Genomic DNA, 18,792 nt, shown 5'->3' on the forward strand with positions numbered 1-18,792 from the left:
CAGAACGGGGAAGCCGCACATTATAGCCTGCCCGGGCCGGGCCGTCGGCGAGGGCGGTCCGGGCACGATGGACGGCTAAATGCAGTGGTATCGCGATGCGAGCCCTGGCGCGGTGCGCCCAGGGCAGGCGGGTCCAGCCGAGGGGCTGTTACAGCAGGCCGTGGGCGGCCAGCTTCTTGCGCAGCGTGGCGCGGTTGATGCCGAGCGCGGCAGCGGCGCGGCTCTGGTTGCCGTCGTGCCAGGCCAGCACCTCGCGCAGGAGGGGGCCTTCGACCTCGCGGATCACGAGCGCGTGCAGGCCTTCGTCACACTCCGTGTCGCCGATGTCGGCGAGGTAACGGCGGACGGTGCGACTGACGCATTCGCTCAACGCGCTCTGCGACGAAGTCTCGGCAGGAGACTCGTTGGCAGGCAGTCTGACGGCATTCACGGGCATTTCCCCTCACGTTCTACGCAACGGCTACGTGGGCCGTTGCATTTGTTTATGGCAATACCGCGGGCGGCGGCTCGCATGGAACGCCGGGTGCAGCACAAGACGAAGGGGCGAGTTTACCCTCGCGGCCAGACAATTTTAAGTCCCTGCAGTACAGCGCGCAGGACCGGACGTGTCTTTCAGTAAATGTCCTATGGACAAAATCGGCAGGAGATGGCACGGACTATGCCTGACGGTTGGGTCTCGCCGCCGGCCCGGGGAAGGGCCCCGGCCCCCGGCCCGTCCTTCGCAAATGGACGTCTATTCGAAACCGAACTCGAAGGCCACCGCCTTGCCTTCGGGATCTTCCACTTCAAGCATGAGCGTGGCCGTGCCGCTGGCCGGCAGGCCGCGCTGCAGCACCGCGTTGTCGCCGAGGTATTCGCCAGGACGCAGCCGGCGCATGGCCAGCCGCTTGCCGTTGGCGTCGGACAGGGTGATCGACACGACCGGATACGGTTGGGCGAACTTCGCATCGTTGCGCAGGCTGGCCGTGATCAGCAGCGCGCCGGGTACCGACGGATGCGCTTGCACGTCACGGGCCACCAGGCTGAGCTGGCGCGTGTCCTGCACCAGTGGAAGCTGGCAGCCGAGGCTGGCGCAGGCCTGTTCGAGCATCGGGCCGATGGTGTCGTCGCTGATCAGCGCGTCGCGCTTGGCCCAGGCGATCTGCGCGCCCAGCGCGAGCAACAGCAACAGGCAGGCGGTGATCCAGGGCCAGCGTCGCGGACGCGGCGGCTGCTGGCGTGCAAAGCGGGGGGCGACCACCAGGTTGCTGAAATCCTCGGCTTCGGCGTGGGGTGCCGCGGTGGACTCGGCGATCGCAGGCTGCGCGGCCTCCGGTTGCGGGCGATACACCGCCAGGTCCAGCCGAGGCGGCGCATCAGGGATATGCGGGGTGAGGAATTCGAACGGCTCGGGCGGCAGCTGCTCGCTGAGGCTGGCCAGTGCATCGAATTCCGCGCCGCAATGCCCGCACACGACCTGGCCGCGCGCTTGCGCAAGCGTTACCGCGTTCAGCGAGAACACGGTCAGGCATTCGGGACATTGGGCGTACATGCGGTCCGCTGGTATCGGGCTGGGGCAAGCCTAGTGCACTGCCCGCCACAAAGCACGCGGGCCATCGCCAGATCGCGAACCGGCGCTCAGCCGCGACATTAGTGCTTCCCGGTGCGTCGTCCGCTGATGCGCACCCAGTCCTCCTGGATGGCCACCTCGAGGTCCTCGAACCATTCGGCGTAACGCGCGAGCAATTCCTCTTCCTGACCCTGCAGGATGCCCGAGATGGCGAACGGCGCCCCGGGCTTTGCAGCGGCGGCGAAGGTGGGCGCAAGTTCGCCGAGCGGGCCGGCAAGAATGTTTGCGACGAATACATCCGCCGGTTCGACGTCCACCTCTTCGGGCAGGAACACGGCGAGCCGGTCGGCAACCTGGTTGCGCTCGGCATTGTCCGTCGAAGCGGTCAGCGCCTGCGGGTCGTTGTCCACGCCCACCGCGCTCGCCGCGCCCAGCTTCAGTGCGGCAATGGCGAGGATGCCCGAGCCGCAGCCATAGTCCACGACGGTCTTGCCGTGCAGGTCGAGCCCGTCCAGCCAGGCCAGGCACAATGCGGTGGTGGGATGCGTGCCACTGCCGAAGGCCAGGCCGGGATCCAGCCGGACCACCACGATGTCATCGTCGACCGGCGGCTCGATGTTCCACGGATAGATCCACAGGCGGCGGCCGAACACCATGGGCTTGAACTGGTCCATCCAGGCGCGTTCCCAGTCCTCGTCGGCCACGTCGCGGAACTGCATGTGGTCCGGCTCCAGCCAGGGCAGCAGGTCGCCCAGTGCTTCGCCGAGGCCCCGGCGATCGGTGTCGGCATCGAACAGCGCGTTGAGCGTGATGGTCGGCCACAGCGGCAGTTCGCCCACGCCGGGCTCGAAGATCGCCTGTTCGTCGGGCGTTTCCGCATCGGCGTCCTGCATGGTGATGGAGAGCGCGCCGAGATCGTCGAGCGCTTCCTCAACGCGGGGCTGCTGTTCGGAGCGGATGGTGAGCGAGAGTTCGAGCCAGGGCATGGCGGGTTCCTGCAGACAAGGGGCTATTGTCGCCGATGTCGGTGACAGCGTGCGCGCCGGATGGCCCCGCACTCCTACAGCGAGGCGTCCGGACGCATGCCCAGGAAACTGTCGTGACGGTGGTAGTGGTCCAGCGCACGGATGAAGTCCGCCAGGCCGGAATCGGACTTGTGCCGTCGCTGCACGAACAACACCTCGGCGAAGTCGCCCGCTTCGAGGAAATGGCGCAGGTGGTGCTGCGCGGCGAAGGGCGGCAGGGCCTCGCCGTTGTCGTCGATCAGTGCGTCATCTTCGTCGGCGACGTGCGACAGGTAGAGCCGGCAGGCCGAATCGGTGATCTCGCCGCGGATATAGACCCACGCGTAGCGATCCCAGCCGTCGCCTTCGTCGAACGCATCGGTGATGGCGTCGATCGCTTCGGGGAGAGTGAGCAGTGCGGACATCGTCGGAAACAAACCGGCGAGCCGCCCGAGCGGCTCGCCGGCGAGTCATCAGCCGCCGGTGGCGGCCTTTTCCTTCTGTTCGGCCATGCGCTTTTCCAGGTAGTGGATGTTCTGTCCACCCTGCTGGAAACCGACGTCGGCCATGATGCGCTGCTGCAACGGGACGTTGCACTTCACGCCTTCGATCACCGTCTCGGCCAGCGCCAGGCGCATGCGCGCGATGGCGGTTTCGCGATCCGGGCCGTGCACGATCAGCTTGCCGATCATGGAGTCGTAGTTCGGCGGGATGCGGTAGCCGTCGTACAGGTGGGTGTCCACGCGCACGCCCGGACCACCGGGCGCCTCGAAGCGCTTCACCGTGCCCGGCGAAGGCAGGAACGAATCGGGATCTTCCGCGTTGATGCGGCACTCGATCGCATGGCCGTGGATCTGGATGTCCGACTGCCTGATCGACAGCTTCTCGCCACCGGCGATCAGCAGCTGCTCGCGCACCAGGTCGATGCCGGTGATCAGCTCGGTCACCGGATGCTCCACCTGGATGCGGGTGTTCATCTCGATGAAGTAGAAGCGGCCGTCCTCGTAGAGGAACTCAAAGGTGCCGGCGCCGCGGTAGCCGATGCGCAGGCAGGCCTCGACGCAGACCTTGCCGATCTGCTCGCGCAGTTCCGGCGTGATGCCCGGCGCCGGTGCTTCTTCCACCACCTTCTGGTGGCGGCGCTGCATCGAGCAGTCGCGCTCGCCCAGGTGGATGGCGTTGCCCTGGCCATCGGCCAGCACCTGGATTTCCACGTGACGCGGATTTTCCAGGAACTTCTCCATGTACACCTGATCGTTGCCGAAAGCGGCCTTCGCTTCCTGCTTGGTCATGGTGATGGCGTTGCCCAGGTGGGCTTCGGTGCGCACCACGCGCATGCCTCGGCCACCGCCGCCACCGGCGGCCTTGATGATCACCGGGTAGCCGATATCACGCGCGATGCGCATGTTCTCTTCGACGTTGTCGCCCAGCGGGCCGCCCGAGCCGGGCACGCACGGCACGCCGGCGGCCTTCATGGCGCGGATCGCCTCCACCTTGTCGCCCATCAGGCGGATCACGTCGGCAGTCGGGCCGATGAAGATGAAGCCCGACTGCTCCACCTGTTCGGCGAAGTCGGCGCGCTCGGAGAGGAAGCCGTAACCCGGATGGATGGCCTGGGCGTCGGTGATCTCTGCCGCCGCGATGATTCGCGGGATGTTGAGGTAACTGTCGGCCGACGGCGCGGGGCCGATGCAGATGGCCTCGTCGGCCAGGCCGACGTGCTTGAGGTTGCGGTCGGCGGTGGAGTGCACCGCCACGGTTTTGATGCCAAGGCTGTGGCAGGCGCGCAGCACGCGCAGCGCGATCTCACCACGGTTGGCAATGACGACTTTTTCTAGCATGGGCATGGAGGTGGGCCCGGCTTAGCCGATCACGAACATCGGCTGGTCGAATTCCACCGGCTGGCCGTTCTCGAGCAGTATGGCCTTCACGGTGCCAGCGACATCGGCTTCGATCTGGTTGAACATCTTCATCGCTTCGATGATGCCCAGTGTCTCGCCGGCCTTGACCTGCTGGCCGACCTTCACGAAGGCCGCGGCACCCGGGCTCGCGGAGGCGTAGAAGGTGCCGACCATCGGCGCCTTCACCACGTGGCCGGCTGGCAGGCCGGCGTCTGCCGGGGCGGCTTCGGCCGGAGCCGCAGCGGCGACCGGGGCGGCAACGGCCACTGGGGCAGCCTGCACCACCGGGGCGGCGACGGTCACGCCGCCCTTGGGCACGCGCGACAGGCGGACGACTTCCTCGCCTTCCTTGATTTCCAGTTCGGCGAGGTTGGATTCCTCGAGCAGGTCAATGAGCTTCTTGATCTTGCGCAGGTCCATGGTTCAAACCTTTTCGTTGGGGCCGCCTTGGCAGCCGGATGGGAATGGGTAATCGGGCCGGTTCAGTGGGCGGAGGCAATCCGCTCCAGCCTGGACACGGCGGCGTCCAGCGCCAGCCGGTAGCTGTCTGCGCCGAAGCCGCAGATCACCCCGATGGCGATGTCCGAGAGGTAGGAGTGGCGGCGGAACGGTTCGCGCGCATGCACGTTGGACAGGTGCAGTTCGATGAACGGAATCGCCACCCCGGCCAGCGCGTCGCGCAGCGCGATGCTGGTATGGGTGAAGGCGCCGGGATTGACCAGGATGAGATCGGTGCCGTCCAGCCGCGCCTGGTGGACGCGCTCGATCAGTGCGTGCTCGGCGTTGGACTGGAAGCTTTCCAGGGCATGGCCGGCCGCCTGTGCGCGTCGCGCGAGCATGGCGTCGATGTCAGCCAGCGTGTCGCGGCCGTACACCTCGGGCTCACGCACGCCCAGCAGATTGAGATTGGGCCCATGCAGGACCAGGATCTTCGCCACGCAACCACCTTCGGTTGAGCCGGCAGAGCCGACATCCGGCGCGGAGTGTGCGCGCCCCGACCGATGTTGTCCAGTTCGGCGCAGTTCGACGATGTTTGAAGGAGAAGTTACGCGTAAACCGTGCGCCGACGTATGGCGGCCCAAACCGCGTCAGGGCGCGGGTGCGGCCAGCCACTGCTGCAGCTGGTCCTCGTCCAGCACGCCGCGGCGGGTGGCGAGCACGCGGCCGTTCTCGTCCAGTAGCACGCTGTATGGCAGCAGTTCGCCGACGTTACCCAGCCGCAGCGAAGTGCTGGGGCTGTCCAGCCGGCCCAGCAGCACCGGGTAGTTGAGCGGATGGCTGACCAGGAAGTCGCGCACGCGTTGCGGGTCGTCCATGGCGATGCCGACGACAATAGCCCCTTTTTCGCCGACGTTGGCCTGGGCCTGGGACAGCGCCGGCATTTCCTTCAGGCAGGGGCCGCACCAGGTGGCCCAGAAGTTCAGCAGTACCCGGCGACCGCGGTAATCGGACAGGCGGTGCTCCTTGCCGTCCAGCCCGGCCAGCGCCAGGTCGGGAACGATGTCGCCGGTCTGGGCGACGTGCACCCCGGGCGGCACTCGCTCCTGCTGGCTGGCGTGCTGCAGCCAGCCGCCGACCGCCGCGACCAGCACGGCCAGGCCCAGGATGGTCCAGTTGCTACGGCTCAGCATCAGGGGTTGCTCGCCACCGGGGTGCTGGCGGTCTTGGTCAGCGCGTCTTCCACGATCGATGACGTAAGCACGGTGGGCAGCTGGTGGCCTTCTCCGCCGTCGCGCGGAAACACCACGTACAGCGGCACGCCCGGCGAGTGGTATTGCTGCAGGAAGGCGGCGATGGTGGGGTTCACGTCGGTCCAGTCGCCCTTCATGTAGACCGCGCCGGTCTTCTTCAGCAATTCGCGGAAGGCGTCGGTGTCGAGCACGGCGTGCTCATTGGCCTTGCAGGTCACGCACCAGTCGGCGGTCATGTCCACGAACACCGGGGTGCCCGCCTTGCGCAGCTCGGCGAGTTTTTCGGGGCTATAGGCGACCACGCCTTCGGCCACCGTGGTGGCCTGCGCCGGCGGCGGCACCTGGGTGAGGTAATACAGCGGCACCAGGGTGAGCACGGCCAGCACGGCCACCGCGATCTTGCTGGCGACGCCGCGTGAGCGGCTGCGCTCGAACCACCACAGCGTGGCGGCCAGCAGCACCGCGGCCACCAGTACCAGGCCCACCGCGTCGGCGCCGCGCTGGTGCGCCAGCACCCACACCAGCCATGCGGCGGTGAGATACATCGGGAACGCCAGCACCTGCTTGAGCGTTTCCATCCATGCACCGGGGCGCGGCAGCAGGCGGGCCAGCGCCGGTACGAAGCCCACCGCCAGGAACGGCAGTGCCAGGCCCACGCCCAGCGCCAGGAACACCAGCAGCGCGTTGAGCATGGGCGCGGCGAAGGCATAGGCCAGCGCGCTGCCCATGAACGGCGCGGTGCACGGGCTGGCCACGGCCACCGCCAGCACACCGGTGAAGAAGTCACCCGCATGGCCCGAACGGGAGGCCAGCGACTGGCCGACATTGCCCAGCGAGGTGCCGAACTGCACCACGCCCGACATCGACAGGCCCACCGCCAGCATCACGCAGGCCAGCACGCCCACCACCAGCGGCTGTTGCAACTGGGCGCCCCAGCCGAGCGCGTGGCCCGCTGTGCGCAGGGTGACGATGGCGATGCCGATCAGCGCGAAGCTCGACAGCACGCCCGCCGTATAGAACAGCGCGTGCGAGCGCGCCTTGGCGTGGCTTTCGCCGCTCTCCAGCAGCCCCACCGCCTTGATCGACAGCACCGGCAGCACGCAGGGCATGAGGTTGAGCACCAGGCCGCCGCCCAGCGCCAGCAGCAGGGCCGACCACAGGCTCACGCCGAGCGCGCCCTGGCCAAGGCCGGTGGGCGGCATTTCCGGGGCGGGCTGTGCCGCACTGCCGGTGGCAGGGATACCGGTCAGGTCGACGGACAACGTGCGGGTCATCACCGGATAGCACAGGCCGCCGTCCTGGCAGCCCTGGAAGCTGGCTTCCAACTGCACCGCCTGGCGCGCCGCGGTATCGCCCTCGATGGCCACCGGCAGTTCCAACTGGTCGAAATACACCGTGGTCTGGCCGAAATGGGCGTCTTCATGCGTCACGCCGGCCGGCCAGGCGGGCTTGGCCAGCGCAAGACCTGCGGCGTCCTTCAGCTGCAGCGAGGTCTGGTCGCGATAGAGGTAATAGCCCTTGGGCATGCTCCAGCGCAGCAGCAGGTGCTGGCGGTCGGTGGCCACGGCTTCCAGTCGGAAGGCCTGCTCGGCCGGCAGCGCTGCGCCGTCGCTGGTCGCCTTGCCCGCGCCGAGCTTGCCCAGCGCGGCGCCCAGCGAGGCGGCGCCGGTTCCGCCCGGCGCGGCGCCGGGCAGCGGCAGATCGAGCTGTTCGGTGTGTGGCGGATAGCAGATCTTCGGATCGACCTCGTGGCAGCCCTGGAACTGCACGCTCAGTTTCAGGCGCGTGCTGCCGGTGGCCACGGTGTAGGGCAGGCTGGCATCGATGGCGTGGTGGTAGGTCTCCACATCGCCCAGGTATTCGTCGTGGTGCTTTTCGCCGTCGGGCAGCTGCGCGTCGCCCAGGGTCACGCCATCGGCCGGCTTGAACTTCAGGCGGCCGCGATAGAGGTAATAGTCCGGCGCGATCTCCCAGTGCAGTTTCAGCACGCCAGGCGTGCTGGCATCGGCACTGAGCTTGTAGGCCTCGGTGACCGGCAGCAGACCGTCGAGGTCATCCTGCGCGAACGAAGGCGCGACGACGAGCAGGGTCAGGCACAGGCCAAGCAGGGCGGAAAAGCGTGCGGCCAGGCGGCCGGGGCGAATCAGGCGCATTGCGGCTCCAACAAACGGGGCCAGACCTTGGGGAGGCCGGCGAGCGTCCGATTATGGCGCACGCGGCGGGCAGCGGTCCGGAAACCGATGGACCGCGCCGGTTCAGCCTTGTTCCGCCACGGCCCGATCCAGCGGTGCCGAGGTGCGCAGACGCACCATCCCGGTGGTCAGCGCCACGCCCAGCAGGATCACCGCGCAGCCGCCGGCCATCGGCAGGGTCACCGGCTCGTGCAGGAACAGCAGGCCCCACAGCACGCCGAACACAGGGATCATGTACATCACCGCCATGCTGCGCGACGCGCCGACCCGCGCCATCAGGCCGTAGAACAGCACGTAGGCCAGCGAGGTGCACAGTGCGGCCAGGCCCAGGGCGGCCACCCATGCGGCCGGGCCCGGCGTGGCGGCCGGCCACATCCACACGGTCAGCGGCAGCAGCACCAGGGCGGCGGCCAGCTGGCTGCCGGTGGCCACGCTCAGCGGCGTCACCCCGCGCAGCATGCGCTGGCTGTAGTGCGCGCCGAAGGTGTAGCAGACATTGGCGCCCACGCAGGCGGCCATCGCCCAGCCCGAACCGCCGCTGCCGTGGCCGAAGCCCACCGTGCCGGCCACCAGCCACACCACGCCGGTCAGGCCGATCACCAGGCCGCTGGCACGCAGCGCGTCCAGCCTTTCGCCCAGCAGCATCCAGCCCGACAGCGCCACCAGCAGCGGCGCGATGGCGTCGGAAATGGCCGAAACCCCGGCCGGCAGGCTCTTGGCCGCATAGGAGAACAGGATGAACGGCAGCGCTGAATTGGCCATGCCCACCACGGCAATGGCCCGCCAGTGCGTGCGCATCTCGATGCGGCGCTGGCGCGACAGCAGCAGCGGGGCCGAGCACAGTGCCGCGCCGATCGCGCGCATGCCGGCCAGCGCCATGCCGCCGAATTCGTCGGCGCCCATGCGCATGAACAGGAACGAGGCGCCCCACAAGGCTCCCAGCAAGAGCAGTGCAGCGATGTCGGAGGTTTTCATGGTTTTGTTTCTTGGCTTTTGCCTGTCATCCCTGCGAAAGCAGGGATCCAGCGACTTTCTGATGTACCTCATCGCACCAGGAACCAAGGCGCTGGATTCCTGCTTTTGCAGGAATGACGAGGGGGATGTGGCTGCTTGTTTGGAAGCCTAGCCGCCCATAGTGTCAGAACCTGTCAGCAGACTTCATCCTTCCGTTGCATCAGGCCTGCGGCTTCGACCCCTGGCCGAACAGCACCCGGCGTTCCTCTTCGGACAAGGCCTGTTTCGGCTGGTACGCGTTCTCCACGCCTTCATAAGTGCGCAGCGTGGCGGGGCGTTGCGAGATGGCGATGAACCAGCGCTCCAGATATGGGAAATCCGCCAGGTTCTGGCCGTGCGCCTCGTGCGGCACGATCCACGGATAGCAGGCGATGTCGGCGATGGAATACTCGCCGGCGATGAACTCGCGGCCGGCCAGCTGGCGGTCCAGCACACCATACAGGCGGGTGACCTCGCGGGTGTAGCGCTCGATGGCGTAGGGCACCGGCTCGGGCGCGTACACGCGGAAATGCCCGGCCTGCCCACCCATCGGTCCCAGTCCGCCCACCTGCCAGTACAGCCATTCCAGCGCCTCGATGCGCTGGCGCGGGGCCGTGGGCATCAGCTGGCCGGTCTTCTCCGCCAGGTACTGCAGGATGGCACCGGACTCGAACACGTTCAGCGGCTTGCCGCTATCGGCCGGGGCGTGGTCGACGATGGCGGGAATCTTGTTGTTGGGCGAAATGGCCAGGAAGGCCGGCTGGAACTGCTCGCCCTTGCTCAGGCTGACCGGCGTGACGAAGTAGGGCAGGCCGGTTTCCTCGAGGAACAGCTTGATCTTGAGGCCGTTGGGGGTCGCGGCGAAGTACAGCTCGATCATGGCAGTGCTCCGGCGAAGGGGTAGGCGAAGTGTGGACCCTTCACTGGTCTTGAAAAAGATCCAGGTATGGGAGAATGCCTGGTACCAGTTGGCACCCCGCGGAGCCTGCCATGGAACCCTTGCTGGCGTTTCCCCTGGATATCCCCGCACGCGGACGCTTGCAGGCCCTGCACGGCCAGTTGCGTGCCGCCATTCTCGACGGCCGGCTGCGCGCGGGCCAGTCGCTTCCCTCCACGCGGGCGCTGGCCGAGTCGCTGGGCCTGTCGCGCAACACGGTGGTCTCGGCCTACGACCGCCTGCTCAGCGAAGGCTATCTCGCCGCGCGGCAGGGCGCGGGCTACCGCGTCGCCGCCGTGGTGCCCTCGCGCGAAGCCTCGCCTCGGGCGGCCGAAGGCGGGGATCACCGCCTGCATCCGCACTGGCGCGATGCCACCGTGCCGCGGCCGATGTGCGAACAGCCGCCGATGCGCCATGACCTGCGCGCCTGCGTCCCCGATGCCTCGCAGTTTCCCTATGAAGTCTGGCGCCGCCTGTCCGCGCGTGCCTTGCGCGCGCTGTCGCGCGAGCCGGCGCTGTACGACTCGGCGGTGGGGCGTCGCGCGCTGCGCGAGGCGATCGCGGGGCATGTGTCGTTTGCGCGCGCGGTGAGCTGCAGCGCCGAGGACATCGTGGTGACCAATGGCGCCCAGCACGCATTCGACCTGCTGGCGCGCATCCTGATCGTGCCGGGGCAGACCATGCTGGCGATGGAGGATCCCGGCTACGGGCCGCTGCGCCGCACCTTTGAACTGGCTGGCGCACGCGTGGCGCCGGTGCCGGTGGACGATGAGGGGCTGGTGGTGGAGCGCCTGCCGCCGAGCACGCGGGTGATCTACGTGACGCCCTCGCACCAGAGCCCGCTGGGCGTGGCGATGTCGCCCTCGCGGCGGCTGGCACTGCTGGAATTCGCGCGGCGCCATGGTGCGGTGGTGATCGAGGACGACTACGACAGCGAGTTCCGCTACGGCGAGCGCCCGCTGGATGCACTGCAGACGCTCGATCGCGATGGCGTGGTGTTCTACGTGGGCACCTTCTCCAAGAGCTTGTTTCCCGCGCTGCGCCTGGGCTACGTGGTCACGCCGCCGTGGGCGCTGGGAGCGCTGGCGCGCGCGCGGCAGCTCAACGACTGGCATGGCGACGTGCTCGCGCAGGACACGCTGGCGCTGTTCATTGCCGAGGGCCACCTGGCCCGCCACGTGCGCAGGATGCGGCGCGTCTACGCCGATCGCCGCGACGCCCTGCTGCAGGCCCTGGCGCGCCACGCCGGGGATGCGCTGGCGCCGATACCCGTCGAGGCCGGGCTGCATGTCGCCGCGCGACTGCGCTGGCCGGTGCCGGCGCGCACCGTGGTGGACGAGGCGGCGCGCGAAGGCCTGCGCGTCGAGTCGCTGGACGACAGCGCGGTCGGCGGCGTCGCACCGCATGGCCTGCTGTTCGGCCTGGGCGTGCAGCCGGCCGAACGCATGGACGAAGCAGTGCGCGTGCTGGGCCGCGTGCTGGAGGCGCACCGGCCGCGCTGAGGGGGGCTCAGGGGTTGTCGCGATAGCGCTGCAGCGCGTCGCCGAGCAAGGCCTTGAGCGGCTCCAGCTGCGCGGCGTACTTGCTCCACTGGTCGAGGCCGTCGCGGAAGATCGGTCGGCGCACCTGTTCGGAGCTGGCCGTACGCACGCTGCGCGCCGTCTGGTGGAAGTCCAGGCAGGCCTGCTCGAACGGCAGGCCGCAGAAGTCGAGCACGCGCCGCACGTTGCCCTCCAGGTCGTCGACCACGTCCTCGTGGTGCACGCGCAGCACGCGGCCGGGCAGCACCGCGTCCCAGTGCTGCATCAGCTCGAGGTAGGTGCGGTAGTAGCGCGCGATGTCTTCCATGCTGTAGCTGAATTCCTGGCCGGTGGCGAACAGCTGCTTGAGGTTGCTGAAGCAGCAGGCCATCGGTTCGCGGCGCGCATCGATGATGCGCGCGTTGGGAAACATCAGGTGGATCAGGCCCAGGTGCCGGAAGTTGTTCGGCATCTTGTCGATGAAGCGGGGCGCGTCGCCGCGATAGATGCGCGTCTCGCGCAGGTACTGCTCGCCGAGCCGGCGGAAGTCGTCCGCTTGCAGCTCGGCCAGCACGCCCGGGTAGCGTGGATGCTCGAAGTCCGGCTCGCGGCCCTGCAGGTCCAGCACGATGCGCGGAATGTCCGCCAGCTCCTGGGTGCCGTCCACCTGGGAGTGCGAAGCCAGGATCTGTTCCAGCAGGGTGGAGCCCGCACGCGGCAGGCCGACGATGAAGATGGGATCGGGGCCGGCATCGCCGACGCCGGCGCGGGCGGCGAAGAACTCGCGGGTGCATACCGCGATCTGCTGGCGCGTATTGGTCTCGATGATCTCCGCGCGGTACTGGCTCTCGGCACGCTTGAGCGCATTGCCCTGGGCGTAGTGCCGCCACGATCCGGCATGCTCGCCCTGGTCCTCCAGCGCCTTGCCCAGCGCGAAGCACAGGTGGTAGCGATCCACCATCGGCGTCGACGCGGCGGCCTCATGCGCGCGCATGCCGTCGATCTCCTGCGCGGTGAAGCGGTAGGTCTTGAGGTTGGCCAGGCTCCAGTAGGCGTCGCCAAAGCCCGGGCGCGCGGCGATGGCGGCGCGGTACGAGGAAACGGCCTCGTCCTGGCGCCCCTGCGTCTTGAGCGAATGGGCCAGCGACAGGTGCAGTTCCGCCGCATCGGGCACTTCCTGCAGCAATGCACGGTACAAGGCGATGGCGCGCTCGTGCTCGCCCAGCCCGACGCTGGCGCTGGCATACAGCGCGCGGTAATCGAGATGCCCGGGATCCGTGGCCAGCAGGGTTTGCATTTCCTCGCAGCAACGCTGGTACAGGTGGCGCTCGAACAGCACCTTGGCGTAATCGAAGCGTGCGGCGTGGTAATCGGGTGCGAGCTGCAGCACGGTCGCCAGCAGCAGGTCGGCGTCGTCGAGCACGTCACGCGCCATGCCGATGCGGGCGAGCACGCGCATGCCTTCGATGTCGTTGCCCACGCGCTGCAGGTAGGGCCGGATGACCTGCTCGGCCTGGCCCGCTTCACCGTCGGCCAGCAGGCTGGTGGCCTGCACTACTTCGGGCGCCAGGCGCTTGAGCGTGGCGACGTGCGAGGCGGCCGTCTGCGCGTTGGCCGGGTCGCCGGTGATGCGATAAAGCCCTTCGAGCAGGTTCCAGCTGGAAGGCAGGGCGGGGTTGAGGTTCACCGCGCGCAGCAACTGGTCGATGGCCTGCGCTGCGTCCTTCCGCACCACATGGCAGTGGCCGCGTTCCTCGTACACGCGGCTGAAGCCGGCGTGCAGGCGTTCGAGTTCGTTGAGCGTGTGCAGGGCGTCGTCGATGCGCCCGAGGTAGCGCTGGCTGCGGGCGACGAAATACAGCACGTCGCGATTTTCCGGCACCTCGGGTCGCACGGCCTGGGCCAATGCCAGCGCCTGACCGTACTGGCCTTCCCTGTGCAGCTGGCGCAGCTGCTGGACCTGTTGTTCGATGGAATGACGGACCGGATCGAGTGCGGCGTTCATGCGTGGTCTTGGAAGCGGTAAGGGGTGGGCTTGCGCCCACCCCATGCTAGCGGCCGGCCTGCGACGGCCAGATGTCAGAACGTGTAGCCGAACTTCACGCCGACCACGCGCGGGCGCAGCGGCACCTGCGACTCGATGAACTGCGCCGACGAGGTGAACACGCTGGCGTGGCTGTTGCTCAGGTTGGTGCCGTAGAGCGACAGGTTCCAGGCGTCCTTGGCGACGCCCACTGAGGCGTCGTAGGTGGTGTAGGCCGCCTGCAGGTAGCGCAAGTCCACGGTGGTCGGGTACAGCACGCCTTCGCCGCTGGGGTAGGTCGCCGGCTGGTTGTACATCGAGCCGGTGTGGCTGGCGCCGACCATCGCGAAAGCCTTGTAGCCGCCGTTGAAGATCCAGTCATAGCGGGCACGCAGGTTGAACTGCGAGCGGGGCGAGAATGCCGGCTCGCTGCCTGCCTCGCCGAACGGGTTCTGGAACGGCTGCACGCCCAGACCGGCCTCGACCACCTCGGTGATGCACGCGCCGTAGGACGGCGTGTTCGGGATGTTGCCCACGAGGCACGGCGAGTTGGTCTGCTTGGCACGGTTGAACGAACCGGAGCCCATCAGGGTCAGGCCGTCGGTGATGCGGCCCTCGAACTGCAGTTCCAGGCCATCCACCTTGTAGTCGGGGCCGTTGACGCCGAAGGTGGTATTGCCCAACACCAGCGGGTTGAAGAACTGCATCTGCACGTTGTTCCACTGCATGTGGTACAGCGAGCCATTGAGCAGCAGGCGGTCGTCGAAGAAGGTGGTCTTGAAGCCGATCTCGTTGTTGGTCAGCGAGTCGGGCGCGTAGCTGAGCGGCTTCTGGTACTGCGGGCCATCCACGCCCTTGGCCACTTCCTTGGTGGTGCGGTTGAAGGCGCCCGGGCGGAAGCCCTGCGAGAAGGTGTAGTACACCATCGCGTCCGGCGAGATGTGCCATACCAGGTTCGCGCGGCTGCGGAAGCCGTGGTAGCTGGCGTTGAGGTTCTCCGCCGTCATGCTGGTGGCATCGCCGCCGGTGCACTGGCCGTTGGGCACGTTCACGCAGTTGGAGCCGGTGGCGTACTGCGAACCGCGCTGGTACTCGGAGTAGTGGTAGTAGCGGGTGCCGGCGGTGGCGGTCAGTACGTCGGCGATGATGTCATAGGACACCGAGCCGAACGCCGCGACCTGGCGATAGCCGCGCTGCTCGTCTTCGCCGAAGGCGGTGCTGTCACTGCGTACGCTGGAGTCCATCTGTGCGGTGCCCGGATACGGCGCGACATTGGCCACGCACGGAGCGCCGCCAGCCAGTGCCGTGGCGAGGTTGCCCGGCGTGCAGGACGGGATCGTCTTGTAGTTGAAGTTCATGTCGTCGAGGATCTTGAAATCCTCGAAGTACAGGCCGCCGATGGCGCGCAGGCGGCTGTCGTCCGGCGTGCTGAAGCGCAGCTCGTGGCTCTGGTGGGTGCTGTTGACCTGGTCGTTCCAGTAGCCGATCGGCGAATAGCAGGTGGGCTTGGTGCCCGCGCCCAGGCCCGAGCCGCCGGTGCAGCTGTAGTACCAGCCGCCGACGCTGCGCGCGTAGTTGGTGTAGTCCTGCTGTTCGCTGATGTGGCGATCGGTATAGCCGCCGGTGTACACCATCGAAACGTCGCCGAGCTTGCCGTTCAAGGTCCACGCGGTGTTGGAGTAGCGGTCCTTGTCCCAGGCCGGCGCGAACGCGGTGATCTGCAGCGGCTGCAGGGTTTGGCCATCCGAACCCACCGGGTAGGTCGATGACTGGCCCTGCGCATCCATTTCCTGGTAGCTCTGCGCGATCAGTACGTTCCAGTCGTCATTGATCTTGTAGAGCGCGGACAGGCGGGCACCCTGGTAGTCCACCGGGTTCCAGTCCTTCTGTGCTACGGCGTAGTTGTTGGCCACCGGGCTGCCTGGCACTGCGCAATAGCCGGTGCTGGTGCCCTGGCCGTTCGGGCACAGGCCGCCGGTCGGCTTGATGTTGGCGTAGAAGTTGCCCCCATCGTTGTTGTTGCGGGTGAAGGTGCTCGGCACGTTGTCGATGTAGCCGCCCTGATGGTCGTTGTAGATCACGCCGCGCAGCGCGAAGGTGCCCGGGATGATCGGCAGGTTGAGCACGGCGTTGGCCGAGTTGTTGGCCGCGCCGCCCGCGGTCACGCCAGTGCTGGCCTCCACGTTGCCGCTGACCTTGTCCAGGTTGGGCTTGTTGGTGATGTAGCGCACCGCGCCGGCCTCGGCGCCACCGCCGAACAACGTGCCCTGCGGGCCTTCAAGGACTTCCACGCGCTCCATGTCGACCATGTACACATCGAGATTGCGCGCGGGGAACTGCATCGACTGGTCGTCGAGATACACGGCGACATTCGGGAACGGCGCGATCGACGCGCTCGACTGGTTGCCGAGGAAGCCGGTGCTCAGACCGCGCATGTAGATGTTGCCCTGGCCCGGCCCGTTCGCGGCGAACGTCACATTGGGCAGGTACTTGATGAGGTCGTCGAAAGTATTTACGTTCAGCTGCTGCAGCGTGTTGCCGGTGAATGCCTGCATGGTGATCGGCACGTCCTGCATGTCCTCGTTGGCATGCTGGGCCGTCACGGTGATCGCGCCCAGCGTGGAGGCCGAGGCTTCCGTGGCCGACGGACCCTGCTGGGCAGGCGTCGCGTCGGTGGCCGGTGCCTGCGCCGCCGACGGCTGGGTGGCGGGCTGGTCGGTTTCGCCGGCATAGGACACGCGAGTGACCGCAAGCGCGGCAAGCACCGCGCAAGTGATTGGATTGATCTTCAAGACTATCTCCCCAAGGGTTTGGAAGCCGAACGGCGTCGGCAGGCCTAGTGCTGCGATGCGGGGAGGCTAGGGGGGCGGAATGAACGGCCAGTGACCCGGACTAGGCAAGCTTGCGCGGTTGTCTATGCCCTGGAGCAGGCCGCCGACGCGTTAACGCTCACGGATATCGTGCGGCGTCCTCGTCGTTTGGCCGCCCATATGAACTTACAGCCGCTGCGTGCCCGCCACCCAGGCCGAGCGGACCACCGGCTGCGAGCGATGCAGCCGCACGCGCAGCAGGTCGGCGCGCAAGCCTGGGTCGAGCCGGCCGCGATCGTCGAAGCCCAGCACGTCGGCGGGGGTGGAGGTCACCGTGGCAATCGCCTCCGGCAGCGTCCAGCCCGCCTGCTCGTGCAGGATGAAGGCGCCCTGCAGCAGGCTGGTGGGCATGTAGTCCGACGACAGGATGTCCAGGCAGCCGGCGCGCGCCAGGGCGATCGCCGCCACGTTGCCTGCATGCGAGCCACCGCGCACCAGGTTGCTGGCGCCGGCCACGATGTGCAGGCCCTGCTCTCGCGCCGCCTGTGCGGCCGCCAGCGTGGTGGGGAACTCGCTGATGCGCGCGCCGACCGCGACGGCCTCGTCCACATGGGCGACATCGGTGTCGTCGTGGCTGGCCACCAGCACGCCGTGGCGTCGCGCCAGCCGCATCACGCCGGCCATCTGTTCGTCGCGGTGCAGGGACTGCTGCGCGCGGCGTTCCTCCAGTACGGCAGTGAATTCCTCGTCGCTCCAGGTGATGCCGTTGCGGCTGTAGTAGCTGCGGTACTGGCGCACGTCGTGGTACTGGCGCTGGCCGGGCGTGTGGTCCATCAGCGAGAGCAGGCGCAGGTCGGCGCGGGTCAACAGCGGCTCGGCTAGTTCCAGCAGGCCGGGCCAGCTCAGTTCGCAGCGAAGGTGCAGGTAGTGCTCACTGCGCAGCAGGTGGTGGTCGCGCGCTTCGTCCAGAGCGTCGAGCGCGTCGCGCAGCGTGCGAGTGCGGCCGCCGTCTTCCTCCAGGTCGCCCAGCGACAGGGCATCGAGCACGGTGGTGATGCCGGCGGCGAGCAGCTGCGCGTCGTGGGCCAGCATCGCCGGTAGCGCCGGCCATGCCGCGCCGGCGCGCGGCAAGAGGTGTTTCTCGAGGTTGTCCGTATGCAGCTCGATGAGTCCCGGGATCAGGTAGTCGCCGTCGAAGTCGATGGCGTTGCGCGGATGTTCGTCGCCGCTCCAGGTGCTTGCGATCAGGCCATCATGGATTTCCACGCCACCCGTCACCACCCGGTCGCCGAGCACCAGGCGCGCCTTTGCGATGCACCATGAACGCTCCTTCAGCGATGTCATCCCGGCGAAAACTGGCCTGCCCATACTCGTGTTCCGTTTCAACCCATCGTCAGTCTGTGTGAGGAACATGCAGGAATGATGGCAATCCCTTTCCAACCGCCCGACCGCTCGCGTGACGTGCCGGTGTGGCGACAGATCGAGCAGCAGGTGCTGCAGCAGATCCGCAGCGGACAGCTCCGCGGTGGCGTGCGGCTGCCTTCCGCGCTGGAGCTTGCGCGCCAGTTCAACGTCAATCGGCACACCGTGCGGCGCGCGCTGGATGCGCTGGAGGAGCGTGGCGTGATCCACGGCGATCCGGCGCGTGGCCTGCGCGTGCGCGAGGAGTGCTACGACTACCCGATCGGGCGTCGCACCAGCTTCAGCCGCAACATGCACAACCTCAATGTGAGTTCCGGCAACAAGGTGTTGGGCACCGCCCTGGTCACGCCGCCGCAGCGGGTGGCCGAGTCACTGGCGCTGGCGCGCGGCGAGGGAGCGTGGTGGATCGAGTCGTCGGCCTATGCGGAAGGGCGCGTGCTCGACCACGGCCAGGCCTGGTTTCCGGCCAGGCGTTTTCCGCGGCTCGACGAGGTGTTCCAGCGCACCGGCTCGGTGAGCCGCACGCTGGCGGAGTTCGGCATCACGGACTACTTCCGCAGCTACACCCGCGTGACCGCGCGCCTTGCCGGCCCGGCCACCGCGGGTGTGCTGGACCAGTCGCCGGAGCTGCCGGTGCTGGAGGTGGAGTCGCTCAACGTGGACGGAAACAATCAGCCCGTGCAGTACGGACTGACCTGTTTCGCCGCGGAGCGCGTGCAGCTGGTGCTGTCCACCAGCGAACGCTGAGGA

Annotated in this window: 16 protein-coding genes; 2 read left to right on the plus strand and 14 right to left on the minus strand. The window is 67.8% G+C overall.

Annotated elements, in window-relative coordinates; all coding sequences use genetic code 11:
• Positions 1–148 precede the first annotated feature (148 nt).
• From DVU99_RS08065 to DVU99_RS08115, 11 genes are all read right to left on the minus strand, one after another.
• Positions 149–436 carry a helix-turn-helix domain-containing protein gene (locus tag DVU99_RS08065; RefSeq protein ID WP_114239694.1) on the minus strand — a complete coding sequence of 96 codons (288 nt, stop codon included), beginning with the start codon at positions 434–436 and terminating at the stop codon, positions 149–151.
• Positions 437–733: 297 nt separating this feature from the next.
• On the minus strand, positions 734–1,531 hold the full coding sequence (locus tag DVU99_RS08070; protein ID WP_114239695.1) for a zinc-ribbon and DUF3426 domain-containing protein: 798 nt from the start codon (positions 1,529–1,531) through the stop codon (positions 734–736).
• Positions 1,532–1,629: 98 nt separating this feature from the next.
• A complete protein-coding gene (prmA, locus tag DVU99_RS08075; RefSeq protein ID WP_114239696.1) occupies positions 1,630–2,535 on the minus strand; it encodes a 50S ribosomal protein L11 methyltransferase in 906 nt (301 codons plus the stop codon).
• A 74-nt stretch (positions 2,536–2,609) separates the two neighbouring features.
• A complete protein-coding gene (locus DVU99_RS08080; protein WP_114239697.1) occupies positions 2,610–2,978 on the minus strand; it encodes a hypothetical protein in 369 nt (122 codons plus the stop codon).
• Positions 2,979–3,026: 48 nt separating this feature from the next.
• Positions 3,027–4,394, minus strand: a complete 1,368-nt coding sequence (gene accC, locus DVU99_RS08085; protein WP_114239698.1) for an acetyl-CoA carboxylase biotin carboxylase subunit — start codon at positions 4,392–4,394, stop codon at positions 3,027–3,029.
• Between the two features lie 21 nt (positions 4,395–4,415).
• Positions 4,416–4,874: an acetyl-CoA carboxylase biotin carboxyl carrier protein gene (gene accB, locus DVU99_RS08090; protein WP_114239699.1), complete on the minus strand. Its 459-nt coding sequence runs from the start codon at positions 4,872–4,874 to the stop codon at positions 4,416–4,418.
• A 62-nt stretch (positions 4,875–4,936) separates the two neighbouring features.
• Positions 4,937–5,392, minus strand: a complete 456-nt coding sequence (gene aroQ / locus DVU99_RS08095; RefSeq protein ID WP_114239700.1) for a type II 3-dehydroquinate dehydratase — start codon at positions 5,390–5,392, stop codon at positions 4,937–4,939.
• A gap of 150 nt (positions 5,393–5,542) precedes the next feature.
• Complete coding sequence (locus tag DVU99_RS08100; protein WP_114239701.1) at positions 5,543–6,085, minus strand: peroxiredoxin; 543 nt, start codon at positions 6,083–6,085, stop codon at positions 5,543–5,545.
• Complete coding sequence (locus tag DVU99_RS08105) at positions 6,085–8,298, minus strand: protein-disulfide reductase DsbD (RefSeq protein WP_114239702.1); 2,214 nt, start codon at positions 8,296–8,298, stop codon at positions 6,085–6,087. Before DVU99_RS08105 ends, DVU99_RS08100 begins: the two co-directional genes overlap by 1 nt.
• Before the next feature lie 102 nt (positions 8,299–8,400).
• Entirely contained in the window at positions 8,401–9,312 is a 912-nt protein-coding gene (locus DVU99_RS08110; protein ID WP_114239703.1) for a DMT family transporter, read from the minus strand.
• A 199-nt stretch (positions 9,313–9,511) separates the two neighbouring features.
• A complete protein-coding gene (locus tag DVU99_RS08115; protein ID WP_114239704.1) occupies positions 9,512–10,210 on the minus strand; it encodes a glutathione S-transferase N-terminal domain-containing protein in 699 nt (232 codons plus the stop codon).
• A gap of 110 nt (positions 10,211–10,320) precedes the next feature.
• On the opposite strand from DVU99_RS08115, the gene DVU99_RS08120 reads away from it, so the two are divergent.
• Complete coding sequence (locus DVU99_RS08120) at positions 10,321–11,769, plus strand: PLP-dependent aminotransferase family protein (protein WP_114239705.1); 1,449 nt, start codon at positions 10,321–10,323, stop codon at positions 11,767–11,769.
• Positions 11,770–11,776: 7 nt separating this feature from the next.
• On the opposite strand, the gene DVU99_RS08125 is transcribed toward DVU99_RS08120, so the two are convergent.
• From DVU99_RS08125 to DVU99_RS08135, 3 genes are all read right to left on the minus strand, one after another.
• On the minus strand, positions 11,777–13,792 hold the full coding sequence (locus DVU99_RS08125) for a tetratricopeptide repeat-containing sulfotransferase family protein (RefSeq protein ID WP_114239706.1): 2,016 nt from the start codon (positions 13,790–13,792) through the stop codon (positions 11,777–11,779).
• A gap of 74 nt (positions 13,793–13,866) precedes the next feature.
• Positions 13,867–16,602, minus strand: a complete 2,736-nt coding sequence (locus DVU99_RS08130) for a TonB-dependent receptor (RefSeq protein WP_114239707.1) — start codon at positions 16,600–16,602, stop codon at positions 13,867–13,869.
• A gap of 204 nt (positions 16,603–16,806) precedes the next feature.
• Positions 16,807–17,988: an alpha-D-ribose 1-methylphosphonate 5-triphosphate diphosphatase gene (locus DVU99_RS08135; RefSeq protein ID WP_232823507.1), complete on the minus strand. Its 1,182-nt coding sequence runs from the start codon at positions 17,986–17,988 to the stop codon at positions 16,807–16,809.
• A 51-nt stretch (positions 17,989–18,039) separates the two neighbouring features.
• Here DVU99_RS08135 and phnF point away from each other — a divergent pair, with 51 nt between their 5' ends.
• Positions 18,040–18,789, plus strand: coding sequence for a phosphonate metabolism transcriptional regulator PhnF (gene phnF / locus DVU99_RS08140; protein WP_114239709.1), 750 nt, complete (start codon positions 18,040–18,042; stop codon positions 18,787–18,789).
• Positions 18,790–18,792: the final 3 nt, after the last annotated feature.

The organism is Dyella sp. C9, assembly GCF_003332825.1.
Lineage (GTDB): Bacteria > Pseudomonadota > Gammaproteobacteria > Xanthomonadales > Rhodanobacteraceae > Dyella.

Bases quoted from the DNA above. Each gene is read 5' to 3' on its own strand.
- accC (WP_114239698.1), bottom strand. From the start codon at position 4,394: ATGCTAGAAAAAGTCGTCATTGCCAACCGTGGTGAGATCGCGCTGCGC.
- prmA (WP_114239696.1), bottom strand. From the start codon at position 2,535: ATGCCCTGGCTCGAACTCTCGCTCACCATCCGCTCCGAACAGCAGCCC.
- DVU99_RS08120 (WP_114239705.1), top strand. From the start codon at position 10,321: ATGGAACCCTTGCTGGCGTTTCCCCTGGATATCCCCGCACGCGGACGC.
- DVU99_RS08105 (WP_114239702.1), bottom strand. From the start codon at position 8,298: ATGCGCCTGATTCGCCCCGGCCGCCTGGCCGCACGCTTTTCCGCCCTG.
- DVU99_RS08115 (WP_114239704.1), bottom strand. From the start codon at position 10,210: ATGATCGAGCTGTACTTCGCCGCGACCCCCAACGGCCTCAAGATCAAG.
- accB (WP_114239699.1), bottom strand. From the start codon at position 4,874: ATGGACCTGCGCAAGATCAAGAAGCTCATTGACCTGCTCGAGGAATCC.
- DVU99_RS08110 (WP_114239703.1), bottom strand. From the start codon at position 9,312: ATGAAAACCTCCGACATCGCTGCACTGCTCTTGCTGGGAGCCTTGTGG.
- phnF (WP_114239709.1), top strand. From the start codon at position 18,040: ATGATGGCAATCCCTTTCCAACCGCCCGACCGCTCGCGTGACGTGCCG.
- DVU99_RS08125 (WP_114239706.1), bottom strand. From the start codon at position 13,792: ATGAACGCCGCACTCGATCCGGTCCGTCATTCCATCGAACAACAGGTC.
- DVU99_RS08100 (WP_114239701.1), bottom strand. From the start codon at position 6,085: ATGCTGAGCCGTAGCAACTGGACCATCCTGGGCCTGGCCGTGCTGGTC.
- DVU99_RS08135 (WP_232823507.1), bottom strand. From the start codon at position 17,988: ATGGGCAGGCCAGTTTTCGCCGGGATGACATCGCTGAAGGAGCGTTCA.
- DVU99_RS08065 (WP_114239694.1), bottom strand. From the start codon at position 436: ATGCCCGTGAATGCCGTCAGACTGCCTGCCAACGAGTCTCCTGCCGAG.
- DVU99_RS08070 (WP_114239695.1), bottom strand. From the start codon at position 1,531: ATGTACGCCCAATGTCCCGAATGCCTGACCGTGTTCTCGCTGAACGCG.
- DVU99_RS08080 (WP_114239697.1), bottom strand. From the start codon at position 2,978: ATGTCCGCACTGCTCACTCTCCCCGAAGCGATCGACGCCATCACCGAT.